This is a genomic window from Gordonia sp. PDNC005 (assembly GCF_016919385.1).
Classification (GTDB): Bacteria; Actinomycetota; Actinomycetes; order Mycobacteriales; family Mycobacteriaceae; genus Gordonia.
This window is the reverse complement of sequence record NZ_CP070351.1, coordinates 3,939,890-3,955,794: the sequence shown is the minus strand read 5'-3', so window position 1 is coordinate 3,955,794 and position 15,905 is coordinate 3,939,890. Positions and strand designations below refer to the sequence as shown.

At 66.8% G+C, this 15,905-nt stretch carries 16 protein-coding genes; 7 read left to right on the top strand and 9 right to left on the bottom strand.

The genetic code is table 11. From position 1 onward, the window contains the following. Window positions 1–14 precede the first annotated feature (14 nt). From JVX90_RS19090 to JVX90_RS19075, 4 genes are all read right to left on the bottom strand, one after another. Complete coding sequence (locus tag JVX90_RS19090) at window positions 15–437, bottom strand: ABZJ_00895 family protein (protein WP_205330220.1); 423 nt, start codon at window positions 435–437, stop codon at window positions 15–17. 1 nt (window position 438) lies between these two features. Further along, window positions 439–879 carry an ABZJ_00895 family protein gene (locus JVX90_RS19085; protein WP_205330219.1) on the bottom strand — a complete coding sequence of 147 codons (441 nt, stop codon included), beginning with the start codon at window positions 877–879 and terminating at the stop codon, window positions 439–441. Between the two features lie 112 nt (window positions 880–991). Then, a complete protein-coding gene (locus JVX90_RS19080; protein WP_205330218.1) occupies window positions 992–1,741 on the bottom strand; it encodes an energy-coupling factor transporter transmembrane protein EcfT in 750 nt (249 codons plus the stop codon). Between the two features lies 1 nt (window position 1,742). After that, window positions 1,743–3,764, bottom strand: a complete 2,022-nt coding sequence (locus tag JVX90_RS19075) for an ATP-binding cassette domain-containing protein (protein WP_205330217.1) — start codon at window positions 3,762–3,764, stop codon at window positions 1,743–1,745. A 146-nt stretch (window positions 3,765–3,910) separates the two neighbouring features. Here JVX90_RS19075 and JVX90_RS19070 point away from each other — a divergent pair, with 146 nt between their 5' ends. Next, the gene (locus JVX90_RS19070; RefSeq protein ID WP_205330216.1) at window positions 3,911–4,642 is read left to right on the top strand and encodes a TMEM165/GDT1 family protein; all 732 of its coding nucleotides are present in this window, start codon (window positions 3,911–3,913) and stop codon (window positions 4,640–4,642) included. Here the strand turns inward: JVX90_RS19070 and JVX90_RS19065 are convergent. Beyond that, on the bottom strand, window positions 4,623–6,302 hold the full coding sequence (locus tag JVX90_RS19065) for a TM0106 family RecB-like putative nuclease (protein WP_205330215.1): 1,680 nt from the start codon (window positions 6,300–6,302) through the stop codon (window positions 4,623–4,625). The two genes, JVX90_RS19070 and JVX90_RS19065, sit on opposite strands and share 20 nt — an antisense overlap. A 127-nt stretch (window positions 6,303–6,429) precedes the next feature. Between JVX90_RS19065 and JVX90_RS19060 the strand changes: the two genes are divergently transcribed. The 3 genes from JVX90_RS19060 (at window position 6,430) to JVX90_RS19050 (ending at window position 8,214) form a co-directional block, all read left to right on the top strand. Then, the gene (locus JVX90_RS19060) at window positions 6,430–7,146 is read left to right on the top strand and encodes a DUF6474 family protein (protein ID WP_205330214.1); all 717 of its coding nucleotides are present in this window, start codon (window positions 6,430–6,432) and stop codon (window positions 7,144–7,146) included. Window positions 7,147–7,170: 24 nt separating this feature from the next. Next, on the top strand, window positions 7,171–7,884 hold the full coding sequence (locus JVX90_RS19055; protein WP_240193966.1) for a cutinase family protein: 714 nt from the start codon (window positions 7,171–7,173) through the stop codon (window positions 7,882–7,884). Window positions 7,885–7,983: 99 nt separating this feature from the next. Then, window positions 7,984–8,214: a hypothetical protein gene (locus tag JVX90_RS19050; RefSeq protein ID WP_205330213.1), complete on the top strand. Its 231-nt coding sequence runs from the start codon at window positions 7,984–7,986 to the stop codon at window positions 8,212–8,214. Here the strand turns inward: JVX90_RS19050 and JVX90_RS19045 are convergent, their stop codons facing one another. Together JVX90_RS19045 and rraA are read right to left on the bottom strand one after the other, a co-directional pair. Beyond that, entirely contained in the window at window positions 8,215–9,762 is a 1,548-nt protein-coding gene (locus tag JVX90_RS19045) for a succinic semialdehyde dehydrogenase (RefSeq protein WP_205330212.1), read from the bottom strand. A 52-nt stretch (window positions 9,763–9,814) separates the two neighbouring features. Next, entirely contained in the window at window positions 9,815–10,303 is a 489-nt protein-coding gene (gene rraA, locus JVX90_RS19040) for a ribonuclease E activity regulator RraA (protein WP_205330211.1), read from the bottom strand. 246 nt (window positions 10,304–10,549) lie between these two features. Here rraA and JVX90_RS19035 point away from each other — a divergent pair, with 246 nt between their 5' ends. Further along, window positions 10,550–11,662 (top strand): DNA alkylation repair protein, encoded by a 1,113-nt coding sequence (locus JVX90_RS19035; RefSeq protein WP_205330210.1) that lies wholly within the window; start codon window positions 10,550–10,552, stop codon window positions 11,660–11,662. 51 nt (window positions 11,663–11,713) lie between these two features. On the opposite strand, the gene lysX is transcribed toward JVX90_RS19035, so the two are convergent. Beyond that, the gene (gene lysX, locus JVX90_RS19030) at window positions 11,714–15,094 is read right to left on the bottom strand and encodes a bifunctional lysylphosphatidylglycerol synthetase/lysine--tRNA ligase LysX (RefSeq protein ID WP_205330209.1); all 3,381 of its coding nucleotides are present in this window, start codon (window positions 15,092–15,094) and stop codon (window positions 11,714–11,716) included. A 59-nt stretch (window positions 15,095–15,153) separates the two neighbouring features. Between lysX and JVX90_RS19025 the strand changes: the two genes are divergently transcribed. Continuing rightward, window positions 15,154–15,366, top strand: coding sequence for an RNA-binding S4 domain-containing protein (locus JVX90_RS19025; RefSeq protein WP_008380395.1), 213 nt, complete (start codon window positions 15,154–15,156; stop codon window positions 15,364–15,366). Here the strand turns inward: JVX90_RS19025 and JVX90_RS19020 are convergent. Further along, a complete protein-coding gene (locus JVX90_RS19020) occupies window positions 15,341–15,490 on the bottom strand; it encodes a hypothetical protein (protein WP_205330208.1) in 150 nt (49 codons plus the stop codon). The genes JVX90_RS19025 and JVX90_RS19020 overlap by 26 nt on opposite strands. A gap of 245 nt (window positions 15,491–15,735) precedes the next feature. On the opposite strand from JVX90_RS19020, the gene JVX90_RS19015 reads away from it, so the two are divergent. Continuing rightward, a complete protein-coding gene (locus JVX90_RS19015; RefSeq protein WP_205330207.1) occupies window positions 15,736–15,900 on the top strand; it encodes a hypothetical protein in 165 nt (54 codons plus the stop codon). The last annotated feature ends 5 nt before the right edge of the window (window positions 15,901–15,905 follow it).

Below are 15,905 nucleotides of genomic sequence, written 5' to 3'. Positions count from 1 at the left end.
TTGACCGTTCTTGCTCACCTGCGCGCCGACTCCGTCTCGGTTTGACGGCGGAAGTCCGGGTAGAACCGGACCACAAGCCAGATCCAGACCATCTGGCACAGGAACGAACCGCCGACGCCCAGGGTGATCGCCGGTCGGTGCAGCAGGTCGTCCGCCCCGCCGTTCACCGCGGTCGCGTAGACGACGAGGGGCACGACGTCGAGCAAGGCGGACACCACAATGAACGCGGCGATCAGGCTGCGGCGTTCGGAGCCCGACGGCGCTCTGCCCTCCGTGGTCAGGAACGTGTTGATCGTGTACCCCGCGGCCAGCGCGGACGCCAGGAGTCCACCGAAGCCCGCCAACGGCCAGAGGACCGCCCAACTCACGAGCAGGAACACGCTGAACAGCACTGTGGCAGTCAGCGTGTACCGGAGTATGTACGGTCGCAGACTCATGTCATCGTGCTCGACGTGCCGCTTTCCTCGCCTCGGACTTCTCGAGGTTCCGCAGGAATCGAGGCGGCATGTAGCGGATGATCAACCACATCGCCACTGCCGGCAGCACCACACCTAGTCCAAGCACCAGAACCGCCATACCCGGTCGGTCGAGAACTTCCGACGCCGCGTCGGGGTACGCCAGGGCTGCACCGATCAGGATGGCGATCTGCAGAAGGACGAAGAACCCGATGCACGCGACGCTCAAACTGAGCCGCTCGGTCGGGTCCGGGACGCGCCGGAACTCGACAACGAATCTGCTCACCGGAAACATCACCGCGACGACCGGGGCGACCGTGCCCATCGACGCCGTCAGATCCACGAAGGCGCTGATCACTCCCAGCACGACGATCATGCCGACGTAGGCGAGTGCGTATCGACCCAGGTATTTCCACACGTTCATTCTGTCCCCCAAAGCTCGTTGACGTCGCAACCCCGCGAAGTCGGTCCAAATGGGACACTATCTGAACACCCGACAAGCTACAGCACACACCCAGCTAATCGCCGCGCGGCGGTCAGAGGAGGATGATCGCCGTGGTGGCCGCTCCCACGGACAACAGCACGAACACGGTGAGCACGATCGCGTCGAGCCTTCCAGGCCGGGACGGGTACGCGGTGAGCCGCCCGGTGCCGCCGCGCGCGGTGATCGCCTCCGACATCTCGGCGCTTCGACGCATCGCCGACGACATGGCCGCGACGATCATGTCCAGGATCGACGGTTCGGCGGACGGATGCCCCGATGACGCGCTCGACTTCGGGCGGAGCCGATGAGCCGCCCACAGCAGACGCATCTCGTCGATGAGCAGCGGCAGCCCCCGCAACGACAGGGCGATGGTCACGGCCCACTCGTCCACGGGCAGGCGCAGGAGTTTGAGCGGACGCATGAGGACGGCGATCGCCGGAGCGAGCTCGGCGACCGGTGTGGTCCACACGACCAGCACCGACATCGCCAGAACCACCAGTCCGAGGAGCACAGCGCGCAGCGCCGTGAGCCCGCCGTCGTTGCCTCGGGCGATCCACGACCATGCGACTCCCACAGCCATGACCGCCCAGAACCACCACGGCGGTCGCGGCAGCGCACCGACCGGGATCCCGGCGAGCAGGGCGAACACGATCATGCAGACGGCGACATAACCGAGTGCAGGCCACGACGGGAGGATCCACGTCATCAGACCGAGGGTCAGGACGATGAGCAGTTTGGTTCCCGCCCAGAGGCGATGGACGACGGAGTCGCCGGGGATCTGACGCAGCATCGGGATCTGCATGTCATGCACCGCCTTCCAGGACACCCGCGGCGAGTTCGACGCGGCGGTTGCACACCCGATCGAGAGATTCGAGGTCGTGGGAGATGATCACGATCGTCGCGCCGTCGTCCCGCAAGCGAGCGAGGACGCCCAGCACCTCTTCGCGGGCCTGCGGATCGAGGCCGGCGAGAGGCTCGTCGAGGACCAGGACGTCGGGGTCCGACGCGATCAACGACGCCAGGACCACTCGGCGCATCTGGCCGCCGGACAGGGAGTCGACCCGTTTCGCAGCGAACTCACGCGGAAGTGCGACGAGGTCGAGGACCCGTCCCACTTCGCTGGTGCCGACACTCTCTCCGCCGACCGCCATGATCTCGTCGCCGACGGTCACCTTCTGCAGCTGCAGACGCGCGTGCTGGAAGCCGAGCCCGACGCTGCCGACGTTGTCCGCGATCGGTTCGCCGTCGATCAGCACATCGCCGGAGGTCGGCTTGCTCAGTCCGGCGAGAATCCAGGCGAGCGTCGACTTGCCCGACCCGTTTCCGCCGACGATCAACACCCCGTCGCCGCGGTCCACGCGGAGGTTCACATCGTGCAGGGCCGTCACCTCCCAGGGAGATCCCTGCAGATACGTGTGTGCGACATCGGAGACGACGAGCAACGGCTCCCCTCCGGCGTGCGAGGACGCCAGTGCGGGCGCGCTCTGCTCCGGTCGCATCCATTCGGGATGGTGAGCAACCACTCGGCCGTCGGCGAGGTGCACGATGCGGTCAGCGGCCCTGGCCTCCGAATCACGGTGAGTGATCAGTACAACGGTGATGCCGTGGCGGCGCGGGAGTTCGGCCAGGATGCCGATCAACTCCTCGCGCCCCCGGGGATCGACCATCGACGTCACCTCGTCGGCGATCACCAGTCGCGGTCCGCGGGCCAACGCCGCAGCGACCGCGAGACGCTGCTGCTGGCCGCCCGACAGGTCCGACGTGTCCCGGTCGCCGAGACCCGCCAGTCCCACCTCGGCGAGGAGGCCTTCGACGTCGACGACGTCGCCGTCCGGGAGGCCCCACACGAGGTCGTCGGCCACTCGCGAGCCGAGCATCTGAGCTTCCGGCCGCTGTAGGACGAGCGCGGTGCCGCCGCGACGACCCAGGCCGGGCGCGCCCGGCCGTCGGACGGCACCCGATGTCGGTTCGACTCCGGCGACGAGCTTCGCGAGCGTCGACTTCCCCGACCCGTTCGCTCCGACAATCGCCACGAACTCACCCGGATGCAGTTCCAGGTCGATGCCGGTCAGAACGTCACGCGAGGTGCCCGGGTAGCGGTATCCGACGCCGACCGCCCGCAGCGGCAACGGGTCGGGCTCACTGTCATCGACGATGTGCGCGGCCTCGAGCGTGTCGTCGAGCTTCACATCGGCGAGGCGATCGAGCACCTTGCCGAGGCACCAGCCTGCCAGGATCAACGTCAGGAACGTACCGATGGCGCCGGGGATCCACAGCCACAGCCACCAGTTGTCGACGACATTGCCGGAGAAGCTCTCGACGGCGTCTCCTGCACCGGTCAGTTTGACCGCGCGAAGCGTCTTCGCGATACCTGCGAGGACATTGTCGAACACCTCGAGGCCGAGCGTCCGCAGCGGTTTGAGCACCCACATCAACAAGACCGTGATGCCCGCGATGGCGGGGGCGATGAACACCGACAGTGCACTGAGAACGATCAGGCCACCGCCTCGACGGCGAACCTCACCGACGATTCCGCCGATCACAGCCGTCACCGCGACTCCGAAAGCGGTGCCGAGTCCGGCGACGGCGAAAGTGACGGCGACCGTCGTGACGACGGCTGCGATCACGGCCCGCAGGCGCGTCCGCGCGGCGAGCAGCGCAATCGGGACGGGAGTGAGGAATCCGAGGGCGGCGGCCATCGGCACGACCGCGACGATCACGGCCGGCACCACGGTGAGACCGCTGAAGATCGCGATGGACGCGATCTCGATCGGTCGTAGGGGCCCGGTGACGACGCGGCGGTCGTCGACTGCAGGGAAGGTCACCGCACCATTGTGCCTGGTGGGCGATCCGCCCGATCCGCACACGAGGTTTCGGCCGCCCGAACAGGCCGATCAGGGCCGCCCACCTGCGGTTATGCGGGTCCGCAGGTGAGTTGATTGTGGGACGCAGGTCACCCTAACGTGGCGGTATGTTCGCTGCCCTGGCGCTGAGTTTCGCCGTCATCTTCGTCGCCGAGCTCGGCGACAAGTCCCAGTTGATGGCGATGACGTTTGCCCTGCGTTACCGCTGGTGGGTGGTGTTGACCGCGATCTTGACGGCGACGACCCTGGTGCACGCCGCGTCGGTGTTCCTCGGACATTTCCTCGGTCTGTCGATCCCGACCGAGTTGATGTCGATCGTCGGCGGCCTGTCCATGCTGGTGTTCGGACTGTGGACGGTCCGCGGCGACGAGTTGGACGACGACGAGGCATCCCGCGCGGGACGTGTGGGACGGTCGGTGTTCTTCGCCGTCATGTCGTCGTTCCTGCTGGCCGAACTCGGCGACAAGACGATGCTCGCGACGATCGCACTCGCCGCCGACCACGACTGGCTCGGCGTGTGGATCGGCTCCACCGTCGGCATGGTGGCCGCCGACGCCCTGGCGATCATCGTGGGACGCACGCTCGGTAGGCATCTGCCCGAGCGCACCATCGCACTCGGCGCCGCTGTGCTCTTCTTCGGTTTTGCGGTCTGGTTGATCGTCGAAGGGCTCACCGGCGCGTCTGCGCTGGTCGCGGCCCTCACTATCGTCGGCGCTCTGGTCATCACCGCCCTCGGCGTCGTGTGGATCATCTCCACCAACCGCCGTCGTGCCGCGGAGGCCGCCGCACGCGCCGAGATCGACGAGACCGCCGAAGGCGTCACACAGATTGCGAAGTAGGGCCCGCACTCGCTGAGGCGCGGCGTGTGAGGACCTCTCGCACGGTGGGGAGTTCGAGGACCTCCTGGGATGAGATCCATTCGCGCAGCACCTTTGTCGCCTGAACGTCGTCTTCGTTGTACGTGAGCAGACGCGCGCGTTGAGACTCGTCGAACGCCGCGCCGTCCAAGGCCACTGCTGCCGCATACCACTCCATCGACGCCTCTCCGCTCGCCTCGGAGTCGCGCCAGTTGAAACCCGCCACGGGTGCGATTCGCTTGAGACCCTTTCCGCGTGGGCAGACGAAGTTCTTGCCGACAGCCTCGAAGACGTCGACCCATTCCTTCGATCCGATGAACGCGTCGACCTCGGCTCGCGACGGGACCCCGGGAACCACACCGTGGAATCGGTCGGCGCTGCCGCGCAGCCACCGATTCTCCGCCTGCTGCGAGTAGCAGTACGCGGCGAACGTCTTTCCGGCCTTGCGCGCGGCGCGTCGTTCCGCCGCCATCCAGTTCCAGAACTCGGCGAACGAACGCCCCTCGTCGAGAGTCGGCAGCGGATCCCAGGTGACGAACGGCAGGTAGCGCACTTCGCGTGAGGTATCGGTGTTGTCGGTCAGGAGCGTTCCCCACATGTAGGCGCCGCGTTCGGAGTAGCTCTCCATGTCGACGTCCACCTCGATGTCTGCTCGGCGCAGGCGTGGCCGATCGAGTCGCCGGACGAGCGGGATGTCGTCCACCCAGCTGGCGGCGGAGACGATCGCGTCGGCGAACGGGACTGCCGCCGGCCAGTCGTCTGGGGGATCTCCGCGGTAGTCCGCCAGCGCGTCGAACGTCGCGATGCCGGCTTCTTGCAGAACGGTGGCCTGGCTCCCGCCGACCACCAGACTCACATCACGACGATCGGCCAGTTCGCTTTCACACCGTGCCCACCAGTGGCAGCTACGGCACTCGCCGACTCGTCGCGCTACCGTGGGCACGCTGCCCTCCGCGATCGCGTGGCGACGCTCGAACTCGGCTGCGTACTCGGCCAGCGCCGCATCCAACGACACTGCGACCATGCAGTCCGCATCCAGACCTATGAGACCGCCGACTCTGGCACCAGCGTCGGCCGTACCCCAATCGAGATCGTCGAGCATCGCTGTCAAGTGAGCCAATCGCATCACGTCGCGCCGCTGCGAACGGGCCGATCGCGTGGCGTCGACGGCCGGATGCCAACCCCACAACGGGGAGGTGCGCAGTGTCGGCGGCGGCGCGTCCGCGGGCCGCTCCCCGCTGACCAGCGTCGTAACCCGGTGATTCACGACGATGATCGGCAGGTAGCCGTCGCCGAGCCGGAAGAGCGCCTCGGCGTGCCCGCGTCTCCCACGTTCGACGTCAGTCGGCAGCGCGGCGCGGAAGATCCACGTGGCTCCGGCCTCCATCGCCCGGCGCGTCTGCTCCACCCGCTCGCGATGCGCCCCCGCCTCCACCGTCACGACGTCGGACGACGATCGGTCGCTCTGAAATCCGTGCAGGGTGTTGATCACGTGATCGCGATGGCTTTGAGCCGCTTCGATCCGCCTGCGGGCCTCCGGCGAGGTGTCCGACGCCGCGGCGTCACCGTGCTCGGTGAAGTCGAGCGCCAGGCGATGCTCGCAGCCGGTGAGGTTCCGCGCCCCCAGAACGGCAGAACTCACGGCTGCACCCCCACATCACATCGACACCCCGGCCCACGGCGGACCGAGTGATTCACTACCCCACGAGACTATGCAAAGCTGGAGACAATCATTTGCAGGTGTCGAGTTTCGTCACGGAAGGCCGGGCATGGGACTGCTCTCATCGGTGCGCGAAGAGCGTACGGAACGCAAGGCGGAGAAGAAGATCCGCAAGGGCGAAGAGAAGGCGATCAAGTACCGCGCCAAGGCCGAGGCGAAAGCGTCCACCGCGGCCGAACGCAAACTGCGCAAGAAGGACCTCCGCACGGAGCAGAAGTTCCATAAGCGCGCCCAGAAGCAGGAACGCAAAACGATCAAGGCCGACGCCAAAGCACAGCAGAAGGTCGCTGCGGCTGAAGCCAAGACGGTCGCCGAACAGAGCAAGGCCGCAGCTGAGGCGGCGTTCTTCACTACGACGAAGATGAAGCGCTATCTCGCCGTCGGCCGTCTGGCGGCGCCGATCGTGGTGCCGATCGCCTATCGCGCCGCGGTCGCGGCACGCGCTCAGCTCACCGAGCTGCAAGCACAGCGCGCAGGTGTCCCCGCGTCGGTGTTGACGCAGTTCGGCGGCCCGAGCGCCGCCCTCCGCGCCCGAATCGCGACCTCACGCGAATCCGCTCAGAAGGTCGCCGCGGCCGAGACGACCGCCGAAGGACGCGCATTCGTCGACGCGATGACGGGCAGGCTCGACAACCTTCTAGTGGCAGCCGACGCCGCCGACACGATGCCCCCTGCGCAGCGGAAATCGGCTCAGCGTGCCATCGACAACGAGCTCACAGCCATCGACAACGACTTGCTCGCGCGCCTCAACGTCCACCCGGCCTGACGTTCGCGTGGTTACGATGGCCGTGTGCTGAAGCGACTGATCGTCTGCAGTGTCCTGGCCGCCTCCGCGTTCACGGGTGTCTCGTCAGCCCTGCCGGCGCCCGCTGACGCGGCCCCCAAGTGCGCCGACGTCCACGTCCTGTTCGCGCGCGGAACCGCCGAGACGGCCCCGCCCCTGGGTGTCACCGGGATCGCGTTCGAACGCTCGGTCCGCGCGGCACTGCCGGGAAAGCGCGTCCGCGTCGAGGCAGTCTCCTACCGGGCCAGCAGCGACTTCCGCGACAAGCTGGCGTTCGCGCACACCTTCATCAACGGGGTGAAGTCGGCGCAGAGTCGAATCAAGCAGATCGCCGCCGCATGCCCCTCGACCGACATCGTTGTCGGCGGGTACTCACAGGGTGCGGCCCTGGCCGCCTATGCGGTCGCGGACGACGTGCGGATGCCGCCGAGCTACGCCGCTTACCAGCGCTACACGCCGAAACCACTCCCCGCCTCCATCGCACCGCACGTGAAGGCCGTCGTCCTGTTCGGTCCGCCGTCGGATCGCTTCCTGCGCGACGCGAAGGCCCCGACCATGCACGTCGGCCGGGCGTACCGCGGCAAGACGGTGCGTTACTGCGCTGCCGGCGACACCATCTGCAACGGTGCCCGCCTGGGTGGACCGAACGCCATGCATCTGCTGTATCCGGTCAACGGCATGACCGACGCCGGCGCCAGGTACGTCGCGCGTCGCGTCTGATCGAAGTCAGCGTTGTAGTCCGAACGGACTAACGGACTTCGCTACCGTGGCGATAGTCACAGTAGTCGTCACTACCAGTACAGCTACCGGTACCTGCGGGTGCAGTGGCACAACCTGCGCACAGGGGCCACGGGGCACCTGAACCTCCGACACTGGAAGACCGTCGCCGGCAGCACCGGCTACCCGTCGCCCCTCCCGACGACAGCGGTCGCGACCACCGGCGCCGGGCCGGTCGTCGCGACCGTGTCTGTGCTTCGTGAGCAATACCAGGCGCCGCCAACCGTGATCAGTGTGATCCCCGGTGTCAGCGCCGTCGACGTGCCGCGCTGACTACCTGCCGGGCAGGTACTTCAACGAACGGAGAAGTGTCGGCGTGAGCTTCAGGAACAGACCCTGCGGGATTCCCTTGATGCCGTCCAGTCCGATGACGCGCTGGGTCGCGATGGTCTGCGGCTCGGTGTACTTGAGGAGCCCCTCCTGGCCGTGGCGTCGTCCGACACCCGACACACCCATGCCGCCCATCGGCGCCGCAGTGGAGCCCCACGCGGCGGCGTAGCCCTCGTTGATGTTCACGGTTCCCGCACGGAGCTGCTCGGCGATCTTCTGCGCCTGCGCGGTGCTGCCTGCGAAGACGCTGGCGTTGAGACCGTACTCGGTGTCGTTGGCACGCTTGATAGCCTCGTCGACCGAGTCGACGGGGTAGATCGACACGAGCGGACCGAAGGTCTCGTCGGCGAAGCAGGTCATCTCGTCCGACACGTTCTCCAGGACTGTCGGCTCGTAGAAGAACGGGCCGAGGTCGGCACGCTTGCGGCCACCCGCCAGTACCCTGGCGCCCTTGGCGACGGCGTCGTCGACGTGCGCCTGCACGGTCTCGATCTGCTGCGCGGAGGCGAGTGAGCCCATGTCGGCGTTGAAGTCGTACGTGCCCGCGAGGGTCATGTTCTTGACGTGCTCGGCGAACTTGGAGGTGAATTCGTCGGCGATCGACCGTTCGACGTAGATGCGCTCGATCGAGATGCACAGCTGGCCCGAGTTGGAGTAGCACGCGCGGGCGGCGCCTGCGACGGCGTCGTCGATGTTCACGCCCTCGGTGATGATCATCGGGTTCTTGCCGCCGAGTTCGGCCGAGAAGCCGATGAGACGCTTGCCCGCCTGCGCCGCGAGGGTCGCACCGGTGGCCGACGAGCCCGTGAACATGAGGTAGTCGGTGGTGGCGACGATCGCCTGACCGACGACAGATCCGGGTCCGGGGACGACGGCGAACAGCTCTCGCGGCAGTCCCGCCTTGTACAGGAGTTCAGCGAGGGCGAGCGCACAGTACGGGGTGTTGCTGTCGGGCTTGATGACGACGGCGTTGCCCGCGATCAGCGCAGCAACCGCGTCCGACACGGCGAGAGTCAACGGGTAGTTCCACGGGCTGATGACACCGACGACTCCCTTGGGCTGGTACCGGACGCGGACGTCCGTGGCACCCGGCAGCATGCCTTGAACGTGCTGATCGGCGAGCATCGCCGGGCCCTGCTGCGCGTAATAGCGAGCGGTCAGCGCGACGTCGATGACCTCTTCCTGCGCGTAGATGCGCGCCTTGCCGGTCTCGGCCTGCGCGATGTCCATCAGTTCCTGCGCGGCGTCGTGCACCAGTTCGGAGAATCGGTTGAGGACCTTCGCACGGCTCTGCGGCGACTGCGCGCCCCACTGGACCTGAGCCGCACGTGCCCGCGCGACGGCCAGTTCGATGTCGTCGGCGGTGCCGACGGGGATGGTCGCCATCTCGGCGCCGCTGAACGCTTCGAGAACCGGCTTGGTGGGACGCTCTCCGTCGATCGCGATCAGCGCGGCGAGGCGAGCGAAGTAGTCGGGTGACGGCTTCGGCATTACTGCTCCTTGTTCGAGGGTGTCAGTGTTCGGTGAGGCTTGTCCGGGCCGGTCAGTCGGCCTGCGCGACAAGGACGATGCCGTCGTCGTCGGAGTAGGCGATGTCGCCGGGCGTGAAGGTGACGCCGCCGAGTTCCACGGGCACGTCACGCTCGCCCGCACCGGTCTTGGTCGACTTGCGGGGATTGGTGCCGAGCGCCTTGACGCCGATCGCCATTCCGCCGATCGTCTTCGCGTCGCGGATCGCGCCGTTCGCGATGATCCCGACCCAGCCGTTCGACCGGCCGAGCTCGGCGATGATGTCGCCCACCAGCGCGGTGTGCACCGATGCGTCGCCGTCGATGACGAGCACGCCGCCCTCGTTGGGCTCCGACAGGATCGACTTGAGCAGCGCGTTGTCCTGGAAGCAGCGCACGGTCGTCACGGTGCCGACGAACTCGCGGTTGCCGCCGTACTGGGTGAACTGCGTGTCGCAGCTGCGCACGTCGGCGCCGATCTCATCGACGAGGTCTGCGGTCGGGGTGAAGTTCAGCGAGGTCATGACCTCGAGTCTAAGCGTTGTTACCGGCGAGTCATATGTGATGCTTCGCCGCGCATCGTCCGATCACCGCGAAATGTGCACCTGAGCGGACCTACGAGGCCGTATGGACGCCCGCACCTTGTGTGCGGTGCACATTTCGCGAAGGGCCACCGCGGCCGGTCGGGTGAATCGCGCCTGCGCTCGTTCAACATTCACCGACGGTGACGGCCTCGCGACTTGTCAGACCGTCCCGGCACAATATTGGTCATGCCCACCGCCGACGAACTCCTCGGTCCTGATGTCGCCCGTGAATTGCAGGCGGTGCTGGAAGGGGCGGCACCGGATGCCGAGTTCTCCGGAGTCGGAGCCGCTGCCGGCCGGTTCGACGGACTGCCTCTGCGTGAGCGGTCCGACCTCCTGCGCGACGCCCTGCTTGATGCCGTCCCCGGCGACTATCCCATCCTCGCCACCGTCGTGTCGGCGGCCGTGGAGAGCCCTCGGCTCACCGGGTGGATGGTGTGGCCGGTCAGCACTGCCGTCGCCGATCGGGCGGTCGGCGACGGCAGCGCGGAGGCCTTCGACGACGCGATGGCGATGCTCGCGACACTCACCGGCCGTCTGACGTCCGAGTTCGCGATCCGTGCTCTGCTACGACACGATTTGTCGCGCGGCCTGGTGATCGCACAGGGGTGGACGACGTCGACCGACGAACACGTCCGACGTCTCGCATCGGAGGGCACTCGCCCATATCTGCCATGGGGTACCCGGATACCCGGCGTGATCACCGACCCGGCAGCGGCAATCCCGATCCTGGACGCTCTCTACCGAGATCCGAGTGACTATGTCCGACGCTCAGTCGCCAACCATCTCAACGACGTCAGCCGCCACGCGCCCGAGTTGGTCGTCGAGACGGCGCAGCGATGGATGGCCGACCCCGACGACACCACCGCAGCCACCGTCCGCCACGCACTGCGCACCCTCGTGAAGCGCGGCGACCCCGCAGCCCTCGCCATTCTCGGCTTCGGGCCGGTGAGCGTGGAGGTCGACGGCCCCCGGACGGCGGGCGGCACCGTGCGGATCGGCGAGGATCTCGGGTTCACCGCTGCGGTCCGCAACGTCGGCGCGAACGATGCGCGTGTCGCAATCGACTACGTCGTCCATCACCGCAAGGCCAACGGCAAGCAGACCGAGAAGGTCTTCAAACTCACAACGTGCACCCTCGCGCCCGGCGAAGTCCTGGACATCAACCGCCGCCACTCGTTCAAAGTGATCACGACCCGGAAGTATCACCCTGGGCGGCACGCGATCGAGCTTCAGGTCAACGGCGAGCGCCTCGGCCGCGCCGAGTTCGACCTCGTCGCCAGTTCCCCCGTCCCTTGAGCTGGCTTTGCCCCTGCGCCTTTGAGCGAGGTGAGCTCTCGGGTGAATCGGTCACTGCGGTTTGGCGAGAGGGAAGGCCAGGGATTCGCGGATCGAGGTGCCGGTGATCATCATGACGACTCGGTCGACTCCCACGCCCAGGCCACCCGTCGGCGGCATGGCGTATTCGAGTGCGGTGAGGAAGTCGTCGTCGATCTCCATCGCCTCGGCGTCGCCGCGTGCCGCCTTCACCGACTGCGCGGTGAGGCGCCGTCGCTGTTCCACGGGATCGGTGAGCTCGGTGTAGGCGGTGCCGAGTTCGACGCCCCACGCGACGAGGTCCCAACGTTCGGCCACTCCGTCGACACTGCGATGCGCCCTCGTGAGCGGCGACGTGGACGTCGGGAAGTCGATGTAGAACGTCGGGAACTCGGTCCGATCCTCAACGAGATGCTCGTACATCTCCAGGACGATGTGCCCGGCGTCCCAGTCCGGCCGCAACGCGATGTCGAGACCGCGGCACAGGTCGGTGAGCTCCGCGACGCTGGTCTGCGCGGTGATCTCGACCCCGACCGCCTCCGACACGGCACCATGAACCGTCTTGACCGGCCACTGCACCGAGACGTCGACCGCGTCGACGACGCCGTCCTCGCCGGTCCGGTAGATCACCGGGCTGCCGTGCGCGGCTGTCGCGGCGGCCACGATCATGTCCCGAGTCAACGTCATCATCGACAGGTAGTCGTGATGCGCGGCGTACGCCTCGAGGCTGGTGAACTCCGGGTTGTGGGAGAAGTCGACGCCCTCGTTGCGGAAGTTGCGTCCCAGCTCGAAGACTTTCTCGATCCCGCCGACACACAGCCGTTTGAGGTACAGCTCGGGCGCGATCCGCAGGTAGAGGTCCAGATCGTAGGCATTGATGTGAGTGCGGAACGGAGTGGCGTTGGCACCGCCGTGCACCTGCTGGAGTATCGGCGTCTCCACTTCGAGGAACCCTGCGTCGGACAGATGATCGCGCAGAGCCTTCACCACCACCGAACGGGTGACGAGCAGGCCGCGGGCCCGCGGGTCGACGGCGAGATCGAGGTAACGCTGCCGTACCTTCGCCTCGGGATCGGTCAGACCGCTCCACTTGTCCGGAAGCGGATGCAGGCATTTGCCGTTGAGTCGCCACGAGTCGACGATCAAGGACAGTTCGCCTGTGCGACTGGTCCCGATCACTCCTGATGCACCGATCAGGTCCCCGAGGTCCAACGTCGACGCGAAGTCGGGGCCGTCGACGCTCGATGGTTCGACGAGGAGTTGGATCTCCCCCGACGAGTCGTGGACACGGGCGAATGCGACGCTGCCGAAGTCGCGCAGTCTGGTCAGGCGTCCCGCGACCGAGACGCGGGTGCCGATCGGCTCGGCGACCGCGGCGGCGACAGGGTGCGACGGCGGCTGCGCCACCGGATAAGGGTCCACTCCCTGGTCTGCGAGTTGATCGAGTTTGGCCAGGCGCACGCGCACCTGCTCGGGTCGCACGACCGTCGGCGTCGCAGCGGCCGCAGCGCAGCGGTGCAGGTCCGCGATCAGTTCGTCCACATCGACGCCTGCGGGGACCGACGGCTCGCCCTTCGTGTACTGAAGGTCTCGCCATTTTCGGCCGGGCAGTTGGACGAAACCCTCGGCCGTCACGGAGGCGAGCCCGGCCCGCGGAATCGACAGACCGTCCTCGTAGCAGAGGTACCGCGGCACCCATGCGGGGCGGTACTTCGCATTCGACTTGTACAGAGACTCCATCTGGAAGAACCGCGAGAAGAACGTGAGAACACCGTGCGACGCCTTCATCACCGGCCCTGCGCCGATCTCGTCGCCCTTCTCGAAGAAGTCGCGGAACGCCGCGAAGTTCAACGAGATCCGCGTGACGCCGACGCTCTCGGCGTTGCGCGCCAACTCCGACACCATCGTCTCGACGACACCGTTCGGGCCGTTCCGGTCGCGGCGCATCAGGTCAAGGGACACACCGGTGCGGCCCCACGGGACGAACGACAGCATGCCGATCACCCGCTCCTCCGGCGTCCCCTCCTTCTCGACGGCCTCCACGAGCAGGCACTCCCCGTCGTCGGGGTCGCCCATGCGACTCAACGCCATCGCGAAGCCGCGTTCCTCATCTGTGTCGCGCCACTCGTCGGCGCGCCGCACTACGTCCCCGACCTCCGGCCAGGCGACGTCTTTCATGCGACGCATGCGGACGGTCACACCGGCACGCTTGGCACGCGACACCGAGTTCCGGACGTTCTTCATCTCGGGGCCGGACAGTGAGTAGTCGGCGACGTACAGGATCGCCTCGTCGCCGATGTTGAGGGCGGTCAAGCCGGCTTCTTCGTACGCTCTGGCTCCGACGGTGCTCGCGCCGAGAACGGCGGGATGCCAACCGTACTTCTCGGCGAGAGCCATGTACTCGGCGATCGCTTCCGGCCACGAGGCGGGATCGCCTATGGGATCGCCGCCTGCAACCGCGGTCGACAGTTCCACGCGGTAGGTGATGGCGGCTCGACCGTCCGGCGAGAAGACGACGGCCTTGTCGCGGCGCGTGGAGAAGTAACCGAGCGAGTCGTCTTCGCCGTACGTTTCGAGCAGGGTCCGGATGAGGCGTTCATCGGTGGCCGTCATCAGTGAGGCCAAGCGTTGCGAGCGGAACAGCACAACCGCGGCGGCGATCAAGGCGAGCGCTCCGAACAGACCGAGCAACCAGTTGACTGTCCAGTTGCTGTGGTGATCTCCGAGGCGGCGCATCTCAAGCGTCGAGAACGCGACGACATGATTGAACACGTAGGGCAGTCGCTCATGGCTCTGCAGGGTTCCGGGTGCGATCGTCACCAGTCCCCAGCCCGCGACCGTCCCCAGTGCGAATCCCGTCACGAGCACACCCAGCGAGGCCATGATCGCGCCTCGTCGCACACGTGTCGTGAACTGGCGGTACGACGCGATCAAGACCCCGAGCGCCAGCAGATCGATGCAGAGCCCGATCAGGGACGGCACCCATTCGTCGTGCCAGCGACGGTCCGAGCGGCCGATCAGCACCACCAGGAAGTTCGCCGTCGCGTACAGCGTCAGGAACGCGACGGTGATCCACCAGGCGATCCGCTTGCGCTGTCCGAGAGACACCGCCATCAGACCGAGCGCGACGATCCAGGCCAGGCTTGCGCCCGGCATTGGAAAGACGTATCCGTCGAGATACGTTCGCGGAACCTGGAGCAAGCGGTGGAGAGGCGGAATGATCGCCGACAGCAGCGACACGATCGCGAAGAAACCGAGGATCGCGCCTGCACGCTGCGGAACTGTGTGTCCAAAACCGCTGGGATGCGAGATGCGGCCGACGGAGGCGACCGCCCGCCGTGCCGCAGACGCCTGCCGTGCGGCCTCACGAGAAGACAGGTCGGCCGGGTTTCTGACGGTGCGGCTGTCGGTCATAGCGCTGACGGTAGTCGTGCCGACGGGCCACTGCTCACGCCACGGGGCAGAATGGTCACGTGGATGAAATCGAGATCCGGGACGACTCGATCCGATTGGGTCAGTTCCTCAAACTTGCCAGCCTTATCGAGACGGGCGCCGACGCGAAGATCGTGATCGGCGACGGACTCGTGTCGGTGAACGGCGAGGTGGAGACGCGCCGCGGCCGTCAGTTGACGGCGGGCGACGTCGTGGAGATCGGCGGGATCAGCGTCCGACTCGCAACACCATGAGCTCGGCGGTGGTAGCGAGACGTTCGCTGCCTTCGGTGAGCGCACTGGCGGCGCGTCGACGTCCGGACAGGTTGCGAACGAAGTCGATGAAGGACGGGCGACGCCGCTGACGGCTCGACTGCATGTGTGTCTCCTCCCCGAGACATGGAACTTACCTACATCTCGATCATCGTCGCGGAGCCACGTTTGTGTTAGCGAGCGGTCCCTGAAAGAGGTCGAATTCACAGTTTCCGGCGGAGCATGAGCGTGATCGCCGTCCGCTAGTCACCGAAAGTTCACCGACTGAACCTGATTCTGCGGTTGCGTTCGATGTTGGGAAAACACAACAATTGAGTAGGTAATGACCGATCGATTCTCTGGAGGCACCCCATGAAGGTTCCCGTCGTCGCAGGACTGCTCGCGGCCGTCATCTTCGCGATCGTCGCGGTCATCCTGGCCGTGCAGTCACAGCTCGCTCTTGCCGCGGTGTTCGGCGTCCTCGTGCTCGCCGCACTCGGCACAATCCCCGTCGCCACCCGCTCCGAGCAGAAGTAGCCTCC